Below are 21,265 nucleotides of genomic sequence, written 5' to 3' on the forward strand. Positions count from 1 at the left end.
TACGGCGGTGCTGCTCGTGCATTCGACCAGATCGATAACGCGCCGGAAGAAAAAGCTCGTGGTATCACCATCAACACTTCTCACGTTGAATATGACACCCCGACTCGCCACTACGCACACGTAGACTGCCCGGGCCACGCCGACTATGTTAAAAACATGATCACCGGTGCTGCGCAGATGGACGGCGCGATCCTGGTTGTTGCTGCGACTGACGGCCCGATGCCGCAGACTCGTGAGCACATCCTGCTGGGTCGTCAGGTAGGCGTTCCGTACATCATCGTGTTCCTGAACAAATGCGACATGGTTGATGACGAAGAGCTGCTGGAACTGGTAGAAATGGAAGTTCGTGAACTTCTGTCTCAGTACGATTTCCCGGGCGACGACACTCCGATCGTTCGTGGTTCTGCTCTGAAAGCGCTGGAAGGCGAAGCAGAGTGGGAAGCGAAAATCATCGAACTGGCTGGCTTCCTGGATTCTTACATCCCAGAACCAGAGCGTGCGATTGACAAGCCGTTCCTGCTGCCTATCGAAGACGTATTCTCCATCTCCGGTCGTGGTACCGTTGTTACCGGTCGTGTAGAGCGCGGTATCATCAAAGTTGGTGAAGAAGTTGAAATCGTTGGTATCAAAGAGACTGCTAAGTCTACCTGTACTGGCGTTGAAATGTTCCGCAAACTGCTGGACGAAGGCCGTGCTGGTGAGAACGTTGGTGTTCTGCTGCGTGGTATCAAACGTGAAGAAATCGAACGTGGTCAGGTACTGGCTAAGCCGGGCTCTATCAAGCCGCACACCAAGTTCGAATCTGAAGTGTACATTCTGTCCAAAGACGAAGGCGGCCGTCATACTCCGTTCTTCAAAGGCTACCGTCCGCAGTTCTACTTCCGTACTACTGACGTGACTGGTACCATCGAACTGCCGGAAGGCGTAGAGATGGTAATGCCGGGCGACAACATCAAAATGGTTGTTACCCTGATCCACCCAATCGCGATGGATGACGGTCTGCGTTTCGCAATCCGTGAAGGCGGCCGTACTGTTGGTGCGGGCGTTGTTGCCAAAGTAATGAGCTAATTGCCGAATAACATTTGACGCAATGCGCAATAAAAGGGCATCATTTGATGCCCTTTTTGCACGCTTTCACACCAGAACCTGGCTCATCAGTGATTTTTTTTGTCATAATCATTGCTGAGACAGGCTCTGAAGAGGGCGTTTAGTCCGAAACGCACCAGAGCATTTCGGTTTGGATCGCCTCGCTTACGCGGGGTGAAAATGTTTGTAGAATACTTCTGACAGGTTGGTTTATGAGTGCGAATACCGAAGCTCAAGGAAGCGGGCGCGGCCTGGAAACGATGAAGTGGGTTGTTGTCGCTGTATTGCTGCTTGTAGCTATCGTTGGCAACTACCTCTATCGTGACATGATGCTGCCGCTGCGTGCGCTGGCCGTAGTGATTCTGATTGCCGCAGCGGGTGGTGTCGCGCTGTTGACAACAAAAGGTAAAGCGACCGTTGCTTTTGCCCGTGAAGCGAGAACCGAAGTCCGTAAGGTCATTTGGCCAACTCGCCAGGAAACATTGCACACCACATTAATTGTGGCTGCGGTTACCGCAGTAATGTCACTGATCCTGTGGGGACTGGATGGTATTCTGGTTCGCCTGGTATCCTTTATCACTGGCCTGAGGTTCTAAGATGTCTGAAGCCCCTAAAAAGCGCTGGTACGTCGTTCAGGCGTTTTCCGGTTTTGAAGGCCGCGTAGCCACGTCGCTGCGCGAATATATCAAGTTACAAAATATGGAAGAACTGTTTGGCGAAGTCATGGTGCCGACCGAAGAAGTGGTCGAAATCCGTGGTGGCCAGCGTCGCAAGAGCGAACGTAAATTCTTCCCGGGCTATGTACTGGTCCAGATGGTGATGAATGACGCAAGCTGGCACCTGGTACGCAGCGTGCCGCGTGTGATGGGCTTTATCGGCGGTACATCTGACCGTCCGGCGCCGATCAGCGACAAAGAAGTTGATGCGATCATGAACCGTCTGCAGCAGGTTGGCGATAAACCGCGTCCGAAAACGATGTTTGAGCCAGGTGAAATGGTTCGCGTTAGTGACGGTCCGTTTGCTGACTTTAACGGCGTGGTTGAAGAAGTGGACTACGAGAAGTCCCGCCTGAAAGTCTCTGTTTCTATCTTCGGTCGTGCGACTCCGGTAGAACTGGACTTTGCCCAGGTAGAAAAAGCCTAAACAGCGATCAAAAAAGCGGCGATTTAATCGTTGCACAAGGCGCGAGATTGGAATACAATTTCGCGCCTTTTGTTTTTATGGGCCCTGTCCGTAAAACGAATTTAATCACGGGGAGCCTCCTTGAGGCGCTATAACCCAACTAGAGGAATTTAGAATGGCTAAGAAAGTCCAGGCCTACGTCAAGCTGCAAGTTGCAGCTGGTATGGCTAACCCGAGTCCGCCGGTAGGTCCAGCACTGGGTCAACAAGGCGTGAACATCATGGAATTCTGCAAAGCGTTCAACGCAAAAACTGATTCCATGGAAAAAGGTCTGCCGATCCCGGTTGTTATCACCGTTTACGCTGACCGTTCTTTCACTTTCGTTACCAAAACGCCTCCGGCAGCAGTTCTGCTGAAGAAAGCGGCTGGTATCAAGTCTGGTTCCGGCAAGCCGAACAAAGACAAAGTGGGTAAAATTTCCCGCGCTCAGCTGCAGGAAATCGCGCAGACCAAAGCTGCCGACATGACTGGTTCCGACATTGAAGCGATGACTCGCTCCATTGAAGGTACTGCACGTTCCATGGGCCTGGTAGTGGAGGACTAAGAAATGGCTAAACTGACCAAGCGTATGCGCGTGATCCGTGACAAAGTTGATGCAACTAAACAGTATGACATCAACGAAGCTATCGCTCTGCTGAAAGAGCTGGCCACTGCTAAATTCGTAGAAAGCGTAGACGTTGCCGTTAACCTCGGCATCGACGCTCGTAAATCTGACCAGAACGTACGTGGTGCAACTGTACTGCCGCACGGTACTGGCCGTTCCGTTCGCGTAGCCGTATTTGCCCAGGGCGCAAACGCTGAAGCTGCTAAAGCTGCAGGCGCTGAGCTGGTAGGTATGGAAGATCTGGCTGACCAGATCAAGAAAGGCGAAATGAACTTTGACGTTGTTATTGCTTCCCCGGATGCAATGCGCGTTGTTGGCCAGCTGGGTCAGGTTCTGGGCCCGCGTGGCCTGATGCCAAACCCGAAAGTTGGTACTGTAACCCCTAACGTTGCTGAAGCGGTTAAGAACGCTAAAGCAGGTCAGGTTCGTTACCGTAACGACAAAAACGGCATCATCCACACCACCATCGGTAAAGTGGATTTTGACGCTGACAAACTGAAAGAAAACCTGGAATCTCTGCTGGTTGCGCTGAAAAAAGCGAAACCGACTCAGGCTAAAGGCGTGTACATCAAGAAAGTTAGCATCTCCACCACCATGGGTGCTGGTGTTGCCGTTGATCAGTCCGGTCTGACTGCGACTGTGGCGAACTAATATTCGCCTTTACGTGGGCGGTGATTTTGTCTACAATCTTACCCCCACGTTTCTGTTTAAATAAACAGAACTCTATGCGAGTCATTTGAATTGTAGCAAGGCAGCAATTGAGTGAATCGCCGGGAGTGTAGTTAACTACATGACCGGTGTGAACGAGAGCAGCTAACGCGGTTACAGTTCAAAGGGCGAAGTCATAGACAAGATTTGTTCGTTGGAGCCTGGCCTATCCAGGCCTCCGTCGAAGACCGCAGGTGTTTCGTAAGAAACTTAATGCCCTGCGTAGACGGTGACAGAACGCTAAGATTATTTCTGATACTCTGGCTTGTTTCTGCTCACCGTATTTAGACGCTCTTTCCGTTGGGGAGAGTGAAGTGAGTTCCGGAACATGAGTTCCGGCAAACATCCAGGAGCAAAGCTAATGGCTTTAAATCTTCAAGACAAACAAGCGATTGTTGCTGAAGTCAGCGAAGTAGCCAAAGGCGCGCTGTCTGCAGTAGTTGCGGATTCCCGTGGCGTAACTGTAGATAAAATGACTGAACTGCGTAAAGCAGGTCGTGAAGCTGGCGTATACATGCGTGTTGTTCGTAACACCCTGCTGCGCCGCGTCGTTGAAGGTACTCAGTTCGAGTGCCTGAAAGACACGTTTGTTGGTCCGACCCTGATTGCATACTCTATGGAACACCCGGGCGCTGCTGCTCGTCTGTTCAAAGAGTTCGCGAAAGCGAATGCAAAATTTGAGGTCAAAGCCGCAGCCTTTGAAGGTGAATTGATCCCGGCATCGCAAATCGATCGCCTGGCAACTCTGCCGACCTACGAAGAAGCAATTGCACGCCTGATGGCAACCATGAAAGAAGCTTCGGCTGGCAAACTGGTTCGTACTCTGGCTGCTGTACGCGATGCGAAAGAAGCTGCTTAATCGCAGTTATCTTTCTCAAGCATCTGCTTACGTATAAACTTATTCTGATTTTCAGGAACAATTTAAATGTCTATCACTAAAGATCAAATCATTGAAGCAGTATCCGCTATGTCCGTAATGGACGTTGTAGAACTGATCTCTGCAATGGAAGAAAAATTCGGTGTTTCCGCTGCTGCTGCTGTAGCTGTAGCTGCTGGCCCGGCTGAAGCTGCTGAAGAAAAAACTGAATTCGACGTAATTCTGAAAGCTGCTGGCGCTAACAAAGTTGCTGTAATCAAAGCAGTACGTGGCGCAACTGGCCTGGGTCTGAAAGAAGCTAAAGACCTGGTAGAATCTGCTCCGGCTGCCCTGAAAGAAGGCATCAGCAAAGACGACGCAGAAGCACTGAAAAAATCTCTGGAAGAAGCTGGCGCTGAAGTTGAAGTTAAATAAGCCAACTTTTCTGGTTGCAGCCTAAGAAATTAGGCTGATGGCTGGTGACTTTTTAGTCACCAGCCTTTTTGCGCTGTAAGGCGCCAGTAGCATTTCACACTGTTTGACTACTGCTGTGCCTTTCAATGCTTGTTTCTATCGACGTCTTAATATACTGCGACAGAGCATCAGTTCTGTGTAAATCGCAATGAAATGGTTTAAGCGTGATAGCAACAGGCATTGCGGAAAGTATTCGATTTTCCGGTCAACAAAATAGTGTTGCACAAACTGTCCCTTCGTCGGACAGATGGGTCGACTTGTCAGCGAGCTGAGGAACCCTAATGGTTTACTCCTATACCGAGAAAAAACGTATTCGTAAGGATTTTGGTAAACGTCCACAAGTGTTGGACATACCTTATCTCCTTTCTATCCAGCTTGACTCGTTTCAGAAGTTCATCGAGCAAGATCCTGAAGGGCAGTATGGTCTGGAAGCAGCTTTCCGTTCCGTTTTCCCGATTCAGAGCTACAGCGGTAATTCCGAGCTGCAATACGTCAGCTACCGCCTTGGCGAACCGGTGTTTGACGTTCAGGAATGTCAGATCCGTGGCGTGACCTATTCCGCACCGCTGCGCGTAAAACTGCGTCTGGTGATCTACGAGCGCGAAGCGCCGGAAGGCACCGTAAAAGACATTAAAGAACAAGAAGTCTACATGGGCGAAATTCCGCTCATGACTGACAACGGTACCTTTGTAATCAATGGTACTGAGCGTGTTATCGTTTCTCAGCTGCACCGTAGTCCTGGCGTCTTCTTTGACTCCGACAAAGGTAAAACCCACTCTTCGGGTAAAGTGCTGTATAACGCGCGCATCATCCCTTACCGTGGTTCCTGGCTGGACTTCGAATTCGATCCGAAGGACAACCTGTTCGTACGTATTGACCGTCGCCGTAAACTGCCTGCGACCATTATTCTGCGTGCACTGAACTACACCACTGAGCAGATCCTTGACCTGTTCTTTGAAAAAGTTGTTTTCGAAATTCGTGACAACAAGCTGCAGATGGAACTGGTGCCGGAACGCCTGCGTGGTGAAACCGCCTCCTTTGACATTGAAGCTAACGGCAAAGTCTACGTCGAAAAAGGCCGTCGCATCACTGCGCGCCACATTCGCCAACTGGAAAAAGACGATATCAAACATATCGAAGTTCCGGTTGAATACATTGCTGGTAAAGTTGCGGCTAAAGACTACGTTGACGAATCTACTGGCGAGCTGATCTGCGCAGCTAACATGGAGCTGAGCCTGGATCTGCTGGCTAAGCTGAGCCAGTCTGGTCACAAGCGTATCGAAACGCTGTTCACTAACGATCTGGATCACGGTCCGTACATTTCTGAAACTGTACGTGTTGACCCAACCAACGATCGTTTGAGCGCACTGGTAGAAATCTACCGCATGATGCGTCCTGGTGAGCCGCCGACTCGTGAAGCTGCTGAAAGCCTGTTCGAGAACCTGTTCTTCTCCGAAGACCGCTATGACCTGTCTGCGGTTGGTCGTATGAAGTTCAACCGTTCTCTGCTGCGCGACGAAATCGAAGGTTCCGGTATCCTGAGCAAAGACGACATCATCGAAGTGATGAAGAAGCTCATCGATATCCGTAACGGTAAAGGCGAAGTCGATGATATCGACCACCTCGGCAACCGTCGTATCCGTTCCGTAGGCGAAATGGCGGAAAACCAGTTCCGCGTTGGCCTGGTACGTGTTGAGCGTGCGGTGAAAGAGCGTCTGTCTCTGGGCGATCTGGATACCCTGATGCCTCAGGATATGATCAACGCCAAGCCGATTTCTGCAGCAGTGAAAGAGTTCTTTGGTTCCAGCCAGCTGTCTCAGTTTATGGACCAGAACAACCCGCTGTCTGAGATTACGCACAAACGTCGTATCTCCGCACTCGGCCCAGGCGGTCTGACCCGTGAACGCGCAGGCTTCGAAGTTCGAGACGTACACCCGACTCACTACGGTCGCGTATGTCCAATCGAAACGCCTGAAGGTCCGAACATCGGTCTGATCAACTCCCTGTCCGTGTATGCACAGACTAACGAATACGGCTTCCTCGAGACTCCGTATCGTAAAGTGACCGACGGTGTTGTAACTGACGAAATTCATTACCTGTCTGCTATCGAAGAAGGCAACTACGTTATCGCTCAGGCGAACTCCAACCTGGATGACGAAGGCCACTTTGTAGAAGATCTGGTTACCTGCCGTAGCAAAGGCGAATCCAGCTTGTTCAGCCGCGACCAGGTTGACTACATGGACGTATCCACCCAGCAGGTGGTATCCGTCGGTGCGTCCCTGATCCCGTTCCTGGAACACGATGACGCCAACCGTGCATTGATGGGTGCGAACATGCAACGTCAGGCGGTTCCGACTCTGCGCGCTGATAAGCCGCTGGTTGGTACTGGTATGGAACGTGCTGTTGCCGTTGACTCCGGTGTTACTGCAGTTGCTAAACGTGGCGGTACTGTTCAGTACGTGGATGCTTCTCGTATCGTTATCAAAGTTAACGAAGACGAGATGTACCCGGGCGAAGCAGGTATCGACATTTATAACCTGACCAAATACACCCGTTCTAACCAGAACACCTGCATCAACCAGATGCCTTGCGTATCTCTGGGCGAGCCGGTTGAACGTGGTGATGTGCTGGCAGACGGTCCGTCCACCGACCTCGGTGAACTGGCGCTGGGTCAGAACATGCGCGTGGCATTCATGCCATGGAATGGTTACAACTTCGAAGACTCCATCCTCGTATCCGAGCGTGTTGTCCAGGAAGACCGTTTCACCACCATCCATATTCAGGAACTGGCATGTGTGTCCCGTGACACCAAGCTGGGGCCAGAAGAGATCACCGCTGACATCCCGAACGTGGGTGAAGCTGCGCTCTCCAAACTGGATGAATCCGGTATCGTTTATATCGGTGCGGAAGTGACCGGTGGCGACATTCTGGTTGGTAAGGTAACGCCGAAAGGTGAAACCCAGCTGACGCCAGAAGAGAAGCTGCTGCGTGCGATCTTCGGTGAGAAAGCGTCTGACGTTAAAGACTCTTCTCTGCGCGTGCCAAACGGTGTTTCCGGTACGATTATCGACGTTCAGGTCTTTACTCGCGATGGCGTAGAAAAAGACAAACGTGCGCTGGAAATCGAAGAGATGCAGCTGAAGCAGGCGAAAAAAGACCTGTCTGAAGAACTGCAGATCCTCGAAGCTGGCCTGTTCAGCCGTATCTACGCTGTGCTGGTTTCCGGTGGTGTTGAAGCTGAGAAGCTCGACAAACTGCCGCGCGACCGCTGGTTAGAACTCGGCCTGACCGACGAAGAGAAACAGAATCAGCTGGAACAACTGGCTGAGCAGTACGACGAACTGAAACACGAATTCGAGAAAAAACTCGAAGCGAAACGCCGTAAAATCACTCAGGGCGACGATCTGGCACCGGGCGTGCTGAAGATTGTTAAGGTGTATCTGGCGGTTAAACGTCGGATCCAGCCTGGTGATAAGATGGCAGGTCGTCACGGTAACAAGGGTGTAATCTCTAAGATCAACCCGATCGAAGATATGCCACACGATGCTAACGGTACGCCGGTAGATATCGTACTGAACCCGCTGGGCGTACCATCGCGTATGAACATCGGTCAGATCCTTGAAACCCACCTGGGTATGGCTGCAAAAGGTATCGGCGATAAGATCAACGCCATGCTGAAACAGCAGCAGGAAGTCGCGAAACTGCGCGAATTCATCCAGCGTGCTTACGATCTGGGCTCAGATGTTCGTCAGAAAGTTGACCTGAATACCTTCAGCGATGAAGAAGTTCTGCGTCTGGCTGAAAACCTGAAAAAAGGTATGCCGATCGCAACGCCGGTATTCGACGGTGCGAAAGAGTCTGAAATCAAGGAACTGTTACAGCTGGGTGGCCTGCCGACTTCCGGTCAGATCACACTGTTCGACGGTCGTACCGGTGAGCAGTTCGAGCGCCAGGTTACCGTTGGCTACATGTACATGCTGAAACTGAACCACTTGGTTGATGACAAGATGCATGCGCGTTCTACCGGTTCTTACAGCCTGGTTACTCAGCAGCCGCTGGGTGGTAAGGCGCAGTTCGGTGGTCAGCGCTTCGGGGAGATGGAAGTGTGGGCGCTGGAAGCATATGGCGCAGCATACACCCTGCAGGAAATGCTCACCGTTAAGTCTGATGACGTGAACGGTCGTACTAAGATGTATAAAAACATCGTGGACGGCAACCATCAGATGGAACCAGGCATGCCGGAATCCTTCAACGTACTGTTGAAAGAGATTCGTTCGCTGGGTATCAACATCGAGCTGGAAGACGAGTAACTCTCGATCAAACAGGTCACTGGTGCTGGCGTAACAGCCAGCGCCAGATTGTGCTAACTCCGACGGGAGCAAATCCGTGAAAGATTTATTAAAGTTTCTGAAAGCGCAGACTAAAACCGAAGAGTTTGATGCGATCAAAATTGCTCTGGCCTCGCCAGACATGATCCGTTCATGGTCTTTCGGTGAAGTTAAGAAGCCGGAAACCATTAACTACCGTACGTTCAAACCTGAACGTGACGGCCTTTTCTGCGCCCGTATCTTTGGGCCGGTAAAAGACTATGAGTGCCTGTGCGGTAAGTACAAGCGCCTGAAACACCGTGGTGTGATCTGTGAGAAGTGCGGCGTTGAAGTGACCCAGACCAAAGTACGCCGTGAGCGTATGGGCCACATCGAGCTGGCGTCTCCGACCGCTCACATCTGGTTCCTGAAATCGCTGCCGTCCCGTATCGGTCTGCTGCTTGATATGCCGCTGCGCGATATCGAGCGCGTGCTGTACTTCGAATCTTATGTAGTTATCGAAGGCGGTATGACTAACCTGGAACGTCAACAGATCCTGACTGAAGAGCAGTATCTGGACGCGCTGGAAGAATTCGGTGACGAATTCGACGCGAAGATGGGTGCGGAAGCTATCCAGGCTCTGCTGAAAAGCATGGATCTGGAGCAAGAGTGTGAAACTCTGCGCGAAGAGCTGAACGAAACCAACTCTGAAACCAAGCGTAAGAAGCTGACCAAGCGTATCAAACTGCTGGAAGCCTTCGTACAGTCTGGCAACAAGCCAGAGTGGATGATCCTGACCGTTCTGCCGGTTCTGCCGCCAGATCTGCGTCCGCTGGTTCCGCTGGATGGTGGTCGTTTCGCAACGTCGGATCTGAACGATCTGTATCGTCGCGTTATCAACCGTAACAACCGTCTGAAGCGTCTGCTGGATCTGGCTGCACCGGACATCATCGTACGCAACGAAAAACGTATGCTGCAGGAAGCGGTTGACGCCCTGCTGGATAACGGTCGTCGCGGTCGTGCGATCACCGGTTCTAACAAACGTCCTCTGAAATCTTTGGCCGACATGATCAAAGGTAAGCAGGGTCGTTTCCGTCAGAACCTGCTCGGTAAGCGTGTTGACTACTCCGGTCGTTCTGTAATCACCGTAGGTCCATACCTGCGTCTGCATCAGTGCGGTCTGCCGAAGAAAATGGCACTGGAACTGTTCAAACCGTTCATCTACGGCAAGCTGGAACTGCGTGGCCTGGCCACCACCATCAAAGCCGCTAAGAAAATGGTTGAGCGTGAAGAAGCTGTCGTTTGGGATATCCTGGACGAAGTTATCCGCGAACACCCGGTACTGCTGAACCGTGCACCAACACTGCACCGTCTGGGTATCCAGGCATTTGAACCGGTACTGATCGAAGGTAAAGCTATCCAGCTGCACCCGCTGGTTTGTGCGGCATATAACGCCGACTTCGATGGTGACCAGATGGCTGTTCACGTACCGCTGACGCTGGAAGCCCAGCTCGAAGCGCGTGCGCTGATGATGTCTACCAACAACATCCTGTCTCCGGCGAACGGCGAACCTATCATCGTTCCGTCTCAGGACGTTGTATTGGGTCTGTACTACATGACCCGTGACTGTGTTAACGCCAAAGGCGAAGGCATGGTGCTGACTGGCCCGAAAGAAGCTGAGCGTATCTATCGCGCAGGTCTTGCCTCTCTGCATGCGCGCGTTAAAGTGCGTATCACCGAATATGAAAAAGATGAAAACGGCGAATTCGTTGCGAAAACCAGCCTGAAAGACACGACCGTTGGCCGTGCCATTCTGTGGATGATCGTACCGAAAGGTCTGCCTTTCTCCATCGTCAACCAGGCGCTGGGCAAGAAAGCTATCTCCAAAATGCTGAACACCTGTTACCGCATTCTGGGCCTGAAGCCGACCGTTATCTTCGCTGACCAGACAATGTACACCGGCTTTGCATATGCAGCGCGTTCAGGTGCATCTGTTGGTATTGATGACATGGTCATCCCAGAGAAGAAACACGAGATCATCTCTGAAGCGGAAGCTGAAGTTGCTGAGATCCAGGAGCAGTTCCAGTCTGGTCTGGTAACCGCAGGCGAACGCTATAACAAAGTTATCGATATCTGGGCTGCGGCGAACGATCGTGTATCCAAAGCGATGATGGATAACCTGCAAACCGAAACCGTTATTAACCGTGACGGCGTAGAAGAGCAGCAGGTTTCCTTCAACAGCATCTACATGATGGCCGACTCCGGTGCGCGTGGTTCTGCAGCACAGATTCGTCAGCTGGCCGGTATGCGTGGTCTGATGGCGAAGCCAGATGGCTCCATCATCGAAACGCCAATCACCGCGAACTTCCGTGAAGGTCTGAACGTACTCCAGTACTTCATCTCTACTCACGGTGCTCGTAAAGGTCTGGCGGATACCGCACTGAAAACAGCGAACTCCGGTTATCTGACTCGTCGTCTGGTTGACGTCGCGCAGGACCTGGTTGTTACTGAAGACGATTGCGGCACTCTGGAAGGCATCACCATGACCCCGGTTATCGAGGGTGGTGACGTTAAAGAGCCGCTGCGCGATCGCGTTCTGGGTCGTGTAACTGCTGAAGACGTTCTGAAGCCGGGTACGGCGGATATTCTGGTTCCACGCAACACGCTGCTGCACGAACAGTGGTGTGATCTGCTGGAAGAGAACTCCGTTGACTCCGTTAAAGTCCGTTCCGTTGTATCTTGTGACACCGACTTTGGTGTATGTGCGCACTGCTATGGTCGTGACCTGGCGCGTGGCCACATCATCAACAAAGGTGAAGCAATCGGCGTTATCGCGGCACAGTCCATCGGTGAACCGGGTACACAGCTGACGATGCGTACGTTCCACATCGGTGGTGCGGCATCTCGTGCGGCTGCTGAATCCAGCATCCAGGTGAAAAACAAAGGTAGCATCCGTCTGAGCAACGCGAAGTCGGTTGTGAACTCCAGCGGTAAACTGGTTATCACCTCACGTAACACCGAACTGAAACTGATCGACGAATTCGGCCGTACCAAAGAAAGCTATAAAGTGCCTTACGGCTCCGTTATGGCGAAAGGTGATGGCGAACAGGTTGCTGGCGGCGAAACCGTAGCAAACTGGGATCCGCACACCATGCCAGTTATCACCGAAGTGAGTGGTTTTGTCCGCTTCACTGACATGATCGATGGCCAGACCATTACTCGTCAGACTGACGAGCTGACCGGTCTGTCTTCTCTGGTGGTTCTGGATTCTGCAGAGCGTACTGCGGGTGGTAAAGACCTGCGTCCGGCACTGAAAATTGTTGATGCTCAGGGCAACGACGTTCTGATCCCAGGCACCGATATGCCTGCTCAGTACTTCCTGCCGGGTAAAGCGATTGTTCAGCTGGAAGATGGCGTACAGATCAGCTCTGGTGACACCCTGGCGCGTGTTCCGCAGGAATCCGGCGGTACCAAGGATATCACCGGTGGTCTGCCGCGCGTTGCGGACCTGTTCGAAGCACGTCGTCCGAAAGAGCCGGCAATCCTGGCTGAAATCAGCGGCATCATTTCCTTCGGTAAAGAAACCAAAGGTAAACGTCGTCTGGTTATCACCCCGGTAGACGGTAGCGAACCGTACGAAGAGATGATTCCGAAATGGCGTCAGCTCAACGTGTTCGAAGGTGAACGTGTAGAACGTGGTGACGTGGTTTCCGACGGTCCGGAAGCGCCGCACGACATCCTGCGTCTGCGTGGTGTGCATGCTGTAACTCGTTACATCGTTAACGAAGTTCAGGACGTATACCGTCTGCAGGGTGTTAAGATTAACGATAAACACATCGAAGTTATCGTTCGTCAGATGCTGCGTAAAGCCACCATCGAAAGCGCTGGTAGCTCCGACTTCCTGGAAGGCGAGCAGGTTGAATACTCCCGCGTCAAGATCGCAAACCGCGAGCTGGAAGCGAACGGCAAAGTGGGTGCAACGTTCTCCCGCGATCTGCTGGGTATCACCAAAGCGTCTCTGGCAACCGAGTCCTTCATCTCTGCAGCATCGTTCCAGGAAACCACGCGTGTCCTGACCGAAGCAGCTGTTGCAGGTAAACGTGATGAACTGCGCGGTTTGAAAGAGAACGTCATCGTGGGTCGTCTGATCCCGGCAGGTACTGGTTATGCGTACCACCAGGATCGTATGCGCCGTCGCGCAGCGGGCGAACTGCCAGCTGCACCGCAGGTAACTGCTGAAGATGCGTCTGCCAGCCTGGCAGAACTGCTGAACGCAGGCCTGGGCGGTTCTGACAACGATTAATCGTTGCCGACCATAATAAAAAACCCGCTTCGGCGGGTTTTTTTATGTCTATGTTATTTCTGATGGCGCTTATCAGGTCTACAAAGCCATCCGGCAGTGTCATTAATTTACCGGCGGTAACCGCCGATAAAGCTCAATCATATCGCCGGCCAGATCCTGAATCACCATGGCATTCATCAGGTGGTCCTGCGAATGGACGGTGATGAGATTAACCGGTAGTTTGCCGGTGCCCTCGTCAATACCGATCAGCTGGGTCTGGATTTTATGCGCTTGTTTGACGTACTCGCGTGATTCCGTCATCGCTTGTTCTGCACCGGAGAAATCACCTTTACGCGCCAGTTGCAATGCCGTCAGGGCCTGGCTGCGTGCAGCGCCAGCGTTTACCAATAACTCCATGATGATCGTTTCTAACTCTTCCATACCATCACTCCAGTAGTTTCAGCGCCTTATCCAGTACCGCATCGCCTTTCATCATGCCGTAATCCATCATGTCGATAACGGCGACCTTTTTGCCTAGTGGGTCGGCGATCGCCTGTAGCTTGGCCTGTTCATACTTAACCTGTGGACCGAGCAAAACGATATCCGCTGTAGCGATATTCTCTTCAAACTCGGCCACCGGGACGGCTTTGATAGTGACGTCGACGCCTTTTTTCTGGGCGGCATCTTTCATCCTTTGCACCAGCATGCTGGTGGACATTCCGGCGGCACAGCATAAAACGATGTTTTTCATAAGCAGTCTCGATCAACATGTGTGAGTTGATAATTATCGCGAGCCAGCCATAGCAACAACTGCTTTGCAACGATTGTGTGCAAGGCATCACAAAGAAAGCCGCTTTTTCTGAAACCGGTTACAAAAAGAAGCGGAACCCTGCGATCTGGACCAGGGCCAGCGGCTTTTTGACTCGCTTATCACATGCTGGAATATATAATTACTGTCAATAAATACATGTTATAAAAAACAGTATTGACAGCGTTTTTTAAACCCGTATGTTAATACTTAACAGCGGAGAAATTGTAGTTTGCTGTTAACGTAGTCAGTGTTAGTAGAGCTTGATTGGGGTTTGCGATAAAGGCCACGAAGTATTTTTTGTATGGGATAGTCGATGCTGAAAACGCTATTTTTTCACTTCGACAATGCTTTCAGGCCACGTAGTTGATATATCTAATCGCAAAAAGTCAGTAAAGCGCGACGATGTAACGCCATGATTTTATAGTAAATGTTTGTGATTTCTGCTTTTCTGGTTATCACAAGGGAAATAAGGCAACGCATCAAAGAGTATATGTCGCGAGGGGAAGTGTACTTGTTTAGGTCACCAGCCTTGAGTTCTATTATCAAGCGGGTGGAATGTGTTTAACGGTAAATAGAGGAAAGCTTTAGTTAGTATCAATATCCAATATTATCTGTAGTAAACGTGTACATTTTAAAGTAGTACCATCAGCAGTATTAAATCGTTAAGTTTATTAATGTTAAATTTGAAGTGTGTAGTAACGTAAAGCCCTGACTGCAATAGTCGGGGCTTTTGTTCATTGTAGATCAAGCTGTTATCCAGGATGCTTAGCCGCGATGGTTCAACATTGCATCACTCAGTGAGTATTAAAAAAATTAATGCTTGCTTAATGATTAGAAGTAGGTCTACTATAGCGGCATCGGTTTGGAACACAGACCTTATGCAAGCAGTTTTAGTAAAGCAGTTCTCAGTTCAAGCGTTATCCTCAGATACTCTTCTTCATGAGCCTCCTCCCTAAGTGCCCCATAAGTTAATTTCTGCAAAACAGGCCATCTTCGCTGCATAAGCGGCTCAAAAACATGAAAGGAAGTATCTATGTCTAACAAAATGACTGGTTTAGTAAAATGGTTTAACTCTGATAAAGGCTTCGGCTTTATCACTCCTCAGGACGGTAGTAAGGATGTGTTTGTACATTTCTCCGCTATCCAGAGTAACGATTTTAAAACGTTAGACGAAGGTCAAAAGGTGGAGTTCTCCGTGGAGAATGGCGCTAAAGGCCCGTCTGCTGTTAACGTTGTCGCGCTGTAATCGCCGATAATTTCACGAGCGCTTACGATAGCGATGAAGGCCAGAGCCCGAGCAGTTAAGTGTCAGTGAAGAAAAAACCCGCGAAAGCGGGTTTTTTTGTTTATGCGATTGCTCCTGACCTACGGTACCTGTGAAGCGCGCCCCAGATAGCTGTCCCAGTCTTTCCACACGGGCTGTAAACCCTGGGCCATGAGTGCTTCAGCAACGGCTTCTGGGCGACGATCGTCGTGCGGGGAGAACTGTTCCAGTTCGGGGTGGTTATCGGCATAACCACCGGGCTGGGTTTTTGAGAAGGCGCTGACGTTGTTGATCGCCAACGGGATCACATGGTCACGAAACCATGGCGATTCGCGGGTGGAGAGCGACAGCTCAATTTCTGGCGCCAGTAAACGAAACGCGCAAATGGTCTGGACCAACTGTCGCTCATCCATGATCGATGCAGGCTCAACGCCTCCGGTGCATGGGCGCAGGCGAGGGAAGGAGATAGAGTAACGGCTCTGCCAGTAATGCTGCTGCATCCATAGCAGATGTTCAGCCACCATATAGCAATCAACCCGCCAGCTGTCGGACAAACCAATCAACGCGCCAAGACCGATTTTGTCGATCCCTGCGCGGCCCAGCCTGTCCGGCGTTTCCAGGCGCCAGAAGAAATCCTGCTTTTTCCCTTTTAAATGGTGACGAGCGTAAGTTGCCTCATGGTAGCTCTCCTGATACACCATCACGCCATCCAGCCCCAGCGTCTTCAGCTCTGCATATTCAGCCTCTGACAACGGCTGTACCTCCATCTGTAAAGAGGCGAACTGGCGGCGAATGGCAGGCAAATGGCGACGAAAGTAATTCATCCCCACTTTTGCCTGATGTTCACCGGTGACCAGCAGCAGATGCTCAAAACCCAGCTCACGGATAGCCGCACACTCCCGTATTATCTCATCTTCGTCCAGCGTTTTGCGTTTGATACGGTTGCTCATCGAAAAACCGCAGTAGGTGCAGTCGTTGGCGCAAAGGTTGGAGAGATACAACGGCACGTAAAAGCTCACCGTGTTACCAAAACGCTGACGGGTGAGCTTCTGCGCCCGCTGCGCCAGCGGCTCCAGATAATCGGCGGCGGCAGGAGAGAGCAATGCCATCAGATCGTCGCGACTAAGATGCGAAGCGTTGAGGGCGCGCTCCACGTCAGCGGCGGTTTTACCGTTGATACGCAGGCGGATGTCATCCCAGTCCAGCTGTCGCCAGCGGTCGCTGAACGTTTTCATGCGAAGGCCTCCAGGAATCCGGTTAACGGGCTGGTGGGACTTGCCTGCGAACTTTTGCTTCCTGGTACCGCCTGGCGTGCCAGCAAGCCAGCTTCAACGGCCAGACGGAAGGCGGTTGCCATCATCACCGGGCTGTCGGCTACCGCGATTGCCGTATTGACCAACACCGCGTCGGCGCCCATTTCCAGCGCCTGCGTGGCGTGGCTGGGGACGCCGATGCCTGCATCAACCACCACCGGCACGGTCGCCTGTTGGATAATAATCTCCAGCATCGCTTTGGTTTCCAGTCCCTGATTAGAACCGATGGGCGCGCCGAGCGGCATGACTGCAGAACATCCTACTTCTTCCAGCCGTTTGCACAGCACCGGATCTGCGCCACAGTAAGGCAGCACCACGAAGCCCTTTTTCACCAGTGCTTCTGCGGCTTTCAATGTTTCGATTGGATCGGGTAACAGCCAGCGGGCGTCCGGATGGATTTCTAATTTCAGCCAGTTTGTGCCCAGCGCTTCACGCGCTAACTGGGCAGCAAAAATCGCCTCTTCAGCGGTTTTTGCCCCCGAAGTGTTGGGCAACAGCGTCACACCAGCTTCTACCAGCGGCGCCAGAATGGCATCGTTGTGCTGACGTAAATCCACGCGCTTCATGGCCAGCGTTACCAGTTGGCTGCCGGAGGCGCGAATCGCCTCGACCATCAGCTGCGATGAAGCAAATTTTCCGGTGCCGGTGAACAGATGCGAATCAAACGTTTTGTCGGCAATACGTAACATATCAACCCCCTGCAATAACCTGAAAAAGCAGGATCTGGTCGCCTTCCTGCACGATTTGCTGCTCCCACTGCTCGCGCGGGAGGATCTGCTGATTGAGCGCCAGCGCCGCGCCCGGTTTAAGCTGATTAAGCGCAGTGAGCAGCCCACTGACGGTTTGTCCTTCGGCGCACTGCATCGGCTCATCATTGAACTGAATCTGCATGTTGCCCTCCGCATACCGGGCAGCCGCTGGCGCGTCGTAGTGCGAAGCTGCGCCACTGGCTGGTTTTACCGTCAAACAGGCGTAGCTCTCCGCTGGGCGTCTCAATACCGCTGAGCAATTTAATCGCTTCCAACGCCTGCAGGGTGCCCATCACGCCCACAACCGGTCCGACGATACCGGCGGTACGGCAGTTGCGTTCGGGCTCTACATCGTCCGGCCACAGGCAGCGGTAACATCCTTGTTCCCACGGGGGCGTCAGCACCATCAGTTGGCCGCCAAAGCCGACGGCGCTGGCGGTGACGAGCGGGGTGTTGAGCGTTACGCAGGCGGCGTTAATTTCCTGGCGCGTGGCCATGTTATCGGTACAGTCGAGCACCACATCGGCACGCGCTACCGCATGCCGAAGCGCATCGCCTTTCAGTCGCTGCTGGAGTGACACCAGCTCGATATCCGGGTTGAGCCGCGTCAGGCGCTGCTGGGCAACCTGCGATTTTGAACGTGCGATATCATCAGTGGTAAACAGGATCTGGCGCTGCAGGTTGCTCAGATGAATGTCGTCATCGTCTACCAGCGTCAGTTTTCCGATGCCTGCTCCCGCCAGATACAGCGCGGCAGGCGAACCTAACCCGCCTAAACCGACAATCAGCACATGGCTATCGAGTAGCTTTTGCTGGCCTTCAATGGCGATATCGCCGAGCAGGATCTGTCGGCTGTAACGCATAAAGTCGCGGTCATTCATCGCCCACTCCCGCGATATCCAGTAGTTGGGCCGTGGCGACCTGCCAGTCAGCCGCCTGGGTAATGGCGCTGACCACGGCAATGCTGCCGACGCCGGTCGCCAGTACCGCCGGGGCGCGCTCAAGGCTGATACCGCCAATGGCGACGGTCGGGTAATCCGCTAATCGTTCAATATGGTTTGCCAGTTGCGTGAGTCCCTGCGGGGCGGAAGGCATCTGTTTGGTTTGCGTGAGAAAAACATGACCCAGCGCGATATAAGAAGGCTTAGCGGCGAGCGCGACGTCGATCTCCATATCATCGTGAGTGGAGATCCCCAGGCGTAGCCCCGCCGCCTGAATCGCCTTCAGGTCGGTGGTTTCAAGGTCTTCCTGGCCCAGATGTACGCCGTAAGCGCGGTGCTTAATTGCCAGACGCCAGTAGTCGTTGATAAACAGACGGGCGTTATAGCGACGCCCCAGTTCAATGGCGGCCATAACGTCGGTTTCGACCTCTTCATCACGCTTATCTTTAATGCGCAGTTGGATCGTGCGTACACCCGCCTGCAGCAAACGTTCAATCCATTGCACGCTGTCTACCACCGGGTAAAGCCCGAGGCGAAACGGCACGGTCGGGAAATCAGGCTGGTACATTACGCCTCCTCTTTTTTGAGGTAAATTTCGCCGCCTTTGGCGCGGAAGTTCTCCGACATATCTGCCATGCCGACTTCAATCGTTTGTGCAGCAGCGTAGTCGCGAACCTCCTGGCTGATTTTCATCGAGCAGAACTTCGGCCCGCACATGGAGCAGAAGTGGGCGACCTTACCGGATTCCTGTGGCAGGGTTTCATCGTGGTAGGCGCGGGCGGTGAACGGGTCGAGCGCGAGGTTAAACTGGTCTTCCCAGCGGAATTCGAAGCGCGCTTTCGACATGGCGTTATCGCGGATCTGCGCGCCCGGATGACCTTTTGCTAAGTCAGCTGCATGGGCGGCAATCTTGTAGGTAATCAACCCTTGTTTAACATCTTCTTTGTTCGGCAGGCCGAGGTGCTCTTTTGGCGTGACGTAGCACAGCATCGCGCAGCCAAACCAACCGATCATCGCCGCACCGATCCCGGAAGTAAAGTGGTCGTAGCCCGGTGCGATATCGGTGGTCAACGGTCCTAAAGTGTAGAACGGTGCTTCATGGCAGTGCTCCAGCTCTTCGGTCATGTTGCGCTGGATCATATGCATGGGCACATGACCTGGACCTTCTATCATCACCTGCACGTCGTATTCCCAGGCGATTTTGGTCAGCTCGCCCAGCGTATGCAGCTCGGAGAACTGCGCTTCGTCGTTCGCATCCTGAATTGAACCCGGGCGCAGGCCGTCACCCAGCGACAAAGAGACGTCGTAGGCGGCGCAGATTTCGCAAATCTCGCGGAAATGTTCGTACAGGAAGTTCTCTTTGTGATGAGAAAGGCACCATTTCGCCATAATTGAACCGCCGCGTGAGACAATGCCGGTCAGGCGTTTGGCAGTCATCGGCACGTAGCGCAGCAGCACGCCCGCGTGAATGGTGAAGTAGTCGACGCCCTGTTCGGCCTGCTCCAGCAACGTGTCGCGGAAGGCTTCCCAGGTGAGATCTTCGGCGATCCCGTTGACCTTCTCCAGCGCCTGGTAGATCGGCACAGTACCGATCGGTACCGGACTGTTACGCAGGATCCACTCACGGGTTTCGTGGATATAGCGACCGGTGGAGAGATCCATCACCGTGTCCGCGCCCCAGCGCGTCGACCACACCAGCTTCTCTACCTCTTCTTCAATGGAGGAGGTGACGGCAGAGTTACCGATGTTGGCGTTAACCTTCACCAGGAAGTTGCGACCGATAATCATCGGCTCGGATTCCGGGTGGTTGATGTTGGCAGGAATAATCGCGCGGCCCGCGGCCACTTCATCACGCACGAATTCCGGCGTGATGTTTTCCGGCAGGCGTGCACCAAAGTTCATCCCCGGATGCTGGTGGCGAAGCACTTCACTGCGAATGCGCTCGCGGCCCATGTTTTCACGGATGGCGATGAACTCCATCTCCGGGGTCACTATTCCCTGGCGGGCGTAGTGCAGTTGGGTGACTCGCTTACCCGCTTTGGCGCGCTTTGGCGTCAGCAGGCCGGTGAAACGCAGCTCGTCTAGGCCATCGTCGGCCAGACGTTCTTTGGTATAAGCGGAACTCCGGTCGTCTAATTCTTCGCTATCGTTACGCGCCGCAATCCACGGCTGGCGCAGCTTTGCCAGACCCTGCTGGACGTTAATCGCCACGTCAGGATCGCCATACGGTCCGGAGGTGTCGTATACCGGAACGGCTTCGTTCTCTTCGAACTGCGGGTTGTCTTTGCTACCGCCAGTCAGTGTTGGGCTGAGCTGAATTTCGCGCATCGGAATGCGGATATCCGGCTGCGAACCGGTAATATAAATGCGTTTTGAGTTAGGGAAGGCGGTCCCTTCCAGGGTATCGATAAAGTGTTGGGCTTGAGCGCGCTGTTCGCGGCGTGATGGTTTAGTAGTGGCAGACATAGCTCATTCCAAATAAAAGTAAGGATATGGCTTGTCAGACGACGGATGAAGCAAGAGAGAAGCTCGCCCGGGGGCGATGCTATTGCAGATTGACTCTTGTTCCCTTCGCAGGTTTTAACCTGATCAGGTTCCGCGGATCCCGAATTAACGGTCTCAGCCTTTTCCACTCATGCTGCTGTGGAAAATAAGCACTCCGACAAGAAGTAACCTCAGTAAAGAGGT

Annotated in this window: 18 protein-coding genes and 1 riboswitch; of the genes, 10 read left to right on the forward strand and 8 right to left on the reverse strand. The window is 52.7% G+C overall.

Going from position 1 to position 21,265, the window contains the following annotated elements:
* The 9 genes from tuf to rpoC all read left to right on the forward strand — a co-directional run.
* Positions 1–1,068, forward strand: a 1,068-nt coding sequence (tuf, locus tag OGX83_RS12695; RefSeq protein ID WP_286588180.1) for an elongation factor Tu, incomplete at its 5' end; no start/stop codon positions are given.
* 230 nt (positions 1,069–1,298) lie between these two features.
* Positions 1,299–1,682 carry a preprotein translocase subunit SecE gene (gene secE / locus OGX83_RS12700; protein ID WP_286588185.1) on the forward strand — a complete coding sequence of 128 codons (384 nt, stop codon included), beginning with the start codon at positions 1,299–1,301 and terminating at the stop codon, positions 1,680–1,682.
* Between the two features lies 1 nt (position 1,683).
* Positions 1,684–2,229: a transcription termination/antitermination protein NusG gene (gene nusG / locus OGX83_RS12705; RefSeq protein WP_003033125.1), complete on the forward strand. Its 546-nt coding sequence runs from the start codon at positions 1,684–1,686 to the stop codon at positions 2,227–2,229.
* Positions 2,230–2,383: 154 nt separating this feature from the next.
* A complete protein-coding gene (gene rplK / locus OGX83_RS12710; protein WP_003033122.1) occupies positions 2,384–2,812 on the forward strand; it encodes a 50S ribosomal protein L11 in 429 nt (142 codons plus the stop codon).
* A 3-nt stretch (positions 2,813–2,815) separates the two neighbouring features.
* Positions 2,816–3,523 carry a 50S ribosomal protein L1 gene (rplA, locus tag OGX83_RS12715; protein ID WP_003033119.1) on the forward strand — a complete coding sequence of 236 codons (708 nt, stop codon included), beginning with the start codon at positions 2,816–2,818 and terminating at the stop codon, positions 3,521–3,523.
* A gap of 418 nt (positions 3,524–3,941) precedes the next feature.
* Positions 3,942–4,439, forward strand: coding sequence for a 50S ribosomal protein L10 (gene rplJ, locus OGX83_RS12720; RefSeq protein WP_001207203.1), 498 nt, complete (start codon positions 3,942–3,944; stop codon positions 4,437–4,439).
* Positions 4,440–4,505: 66 nt separating this feature from the next.
* On the forward strand, positions 4,506–4,871 hold the full coding sequence (gene rplL, locus OGX83_RS12725) for a 50S ribosomal protein L7/L12 (protein ID WP_003033114.1): 366 nt from the start codon (positions 4,506–4,508) through the stop codon (positions 4,869–4,871).
* Positions 4,872–5,191: 320 nt separating this feature from the next.
* Positions 5,192–9,220 (forward strand): DNA-directed RNA polymerase subunit beta, encoded by a 4,029-nt coding sequence (gene rpoB, locus OGX83_RS12730; RefSeq protein ID WP_003033111.1) that lies wholly within the window; start codon positions 5,192–5,194, stop codon positions 9,218–9,220.
* 76 nt (positions 9,221–9,296) lie between these two features.
* Complete coding sequence (rpoC, locus tag OGX83_RS12735; protein ID WP_003826919.1) at positions 9,297–13,520, forward strand: DNA-directed RNA polymerase subunit beta'; 4,224 nt, start codon at positions 9,297–9,299, stop codon at positions 13,518–13,520.
* Between the two features lie 102 nt (positions 13,521–13,622).
* Here the strand turns inward: rpoC and OGX83_RS12740 are convergent, their stop codons facing one another.
* Positions 13,623–13,940 carry a PTS lactose/cellobiose transporter subunit IIA gene (locus tag OGX83_RS12740; RefSeq protein ID WP_003033104.1) on the reverse strand — a complete coding sequence of 106 codons (318 nt, stop codon included), beginning with the start codon at positions 13,938–13,940 and terminating at the stop codon, positions 13,623–13,625.
* A gap of 4 nt (positions 13,941–13,944) precedes the next feature.
* The gene (locus OGX83_RS12745) at positions 13,945–14,250 is read right to left on the reverse strand and encodes a PTS sugar transporter subunit IIB (protein ID WP_003033102.1); all 306 of its coding nucleotides are present in this window, start codon (positions 14,248–14,250) and stop codon (positions 13,945–13,947) included.
* Between the two features lie 1,093 nt (positions 14,251–15,343).
* Between OGX83_RS12745 and cspG the strand changes: the two genes are divergently transcribed.
* Complete coding sequence (gene cspG / locus OGX83_RS12750) at positions 15,344–15,556, forward strand: cold shock protein CspG (RefSeq protein ID WP_003033098.1); 213 nt, start codon at positions 15,344–15,346, stop codon at positions 15,554–15,556.
* A 119-nt stretch (positions 15,557–15,675) separates the two neighbouring features.
* Here the strand turns inward: cspG and thiH are convergent, their stop codons facing one another.
* The 6 genes from thiH to thiC are packed head-to-tail and all read right to left on the reverse strand — an operon-like array spanning position 15,676 to position 21,043.
* Positions 15,676–16,809: a 2-iminoacetate synthase ThiH gene (gene thiH / locus OGX83_RS12755; RefSeq protein WP_032945650.1), complete on the reverse strand. Its 1,134-nt coding sequence runs from the start codon at positions 16,807–16,809 to the stop codon at positions 15,676–15,678.
* Positions 16,806–17,576 (reverse strand): thiazole synthase, encoded by a 771-nt coding sequence (gene thiG, locus OGX83_RS12760; RefSeq protein WP_032945651.1) that lies wholly within the window; start codon positions 17,574–17,576, stop codon positions 16,806–16,808. The genes thiH and thiG overlap by 4 nt, the downstream gene beginning before the upstream one ends.
* Position 17,577: 1 nt before the next feature.
* Complete coding sequence (thiS, locus tag OGX83_RS12765) at positions 17,578–17,778, reverse strand: sulfur carrier protein ThiS (RefSeq protein WP_016155307.1); 201 nt, start codon at positions 17,776–17,778, stop codon at positions 17,578–17,580.
* Positions 17,759–18,517: a HesA/MoeB/ThiF family protein gene (locus OGX83_RS12770; RefSeq protein ID WP_003826902.1), complete on the reverse strand. Its 759-nt coding sequence runs from the start codon at positions 18,515–18,517 to the stop codon at positions 17,759–17,761. The genes thiS and OGX83_RS12770 overlap by 20 nt, the downstream gene beginning before the upstream one ends.
* Positions 18,510–19,145, reverse strand: coding sequence for a thiamine phosphate synthase (thiE, locus tag OGX83_RS12775; protein WP_286588187.1), 636 nt, complete (start codon positions 19,143–19,145; stop codon positions 18,510–18,512). Before thiE ends, OGX83_RS12770 begins: the two co-directional genes overlap by 8 nt.
* Positions 19,145–21,043: a phosphomethylpyrimidine synthase ThiC gene (gene thiC, locus OGX83_RS12780; RefSeq protein WP_048227511.1), complete on the reverse strand. Its 1,899-nt coding sequence runs from the start codon at positions 21,041–21,043 to the stop codon at positions 19,145–19,147. Before thiC ends, thiE begins: the two co-directional genes overlap by 1 nt.
* 83 nt (positions 21,044–21,126) lie before the next feature.
* Positions 21,127–21,249: riboswitch (TPP riboswitch) on the reverse strand.
* Positions 21,250–21,265 lie beyond the last annotated feature (16 nt).

Source organism: Citrobacter sp. Cpo074 (assembly GCF_030332745.1).
Classification (GTDB): Bacteria; Pseudomonadota; Gammaproteobacteria; order Enterobacterales; family Enterobacteriaceae; genus Citrobacter; species Citrobacter portucalensis.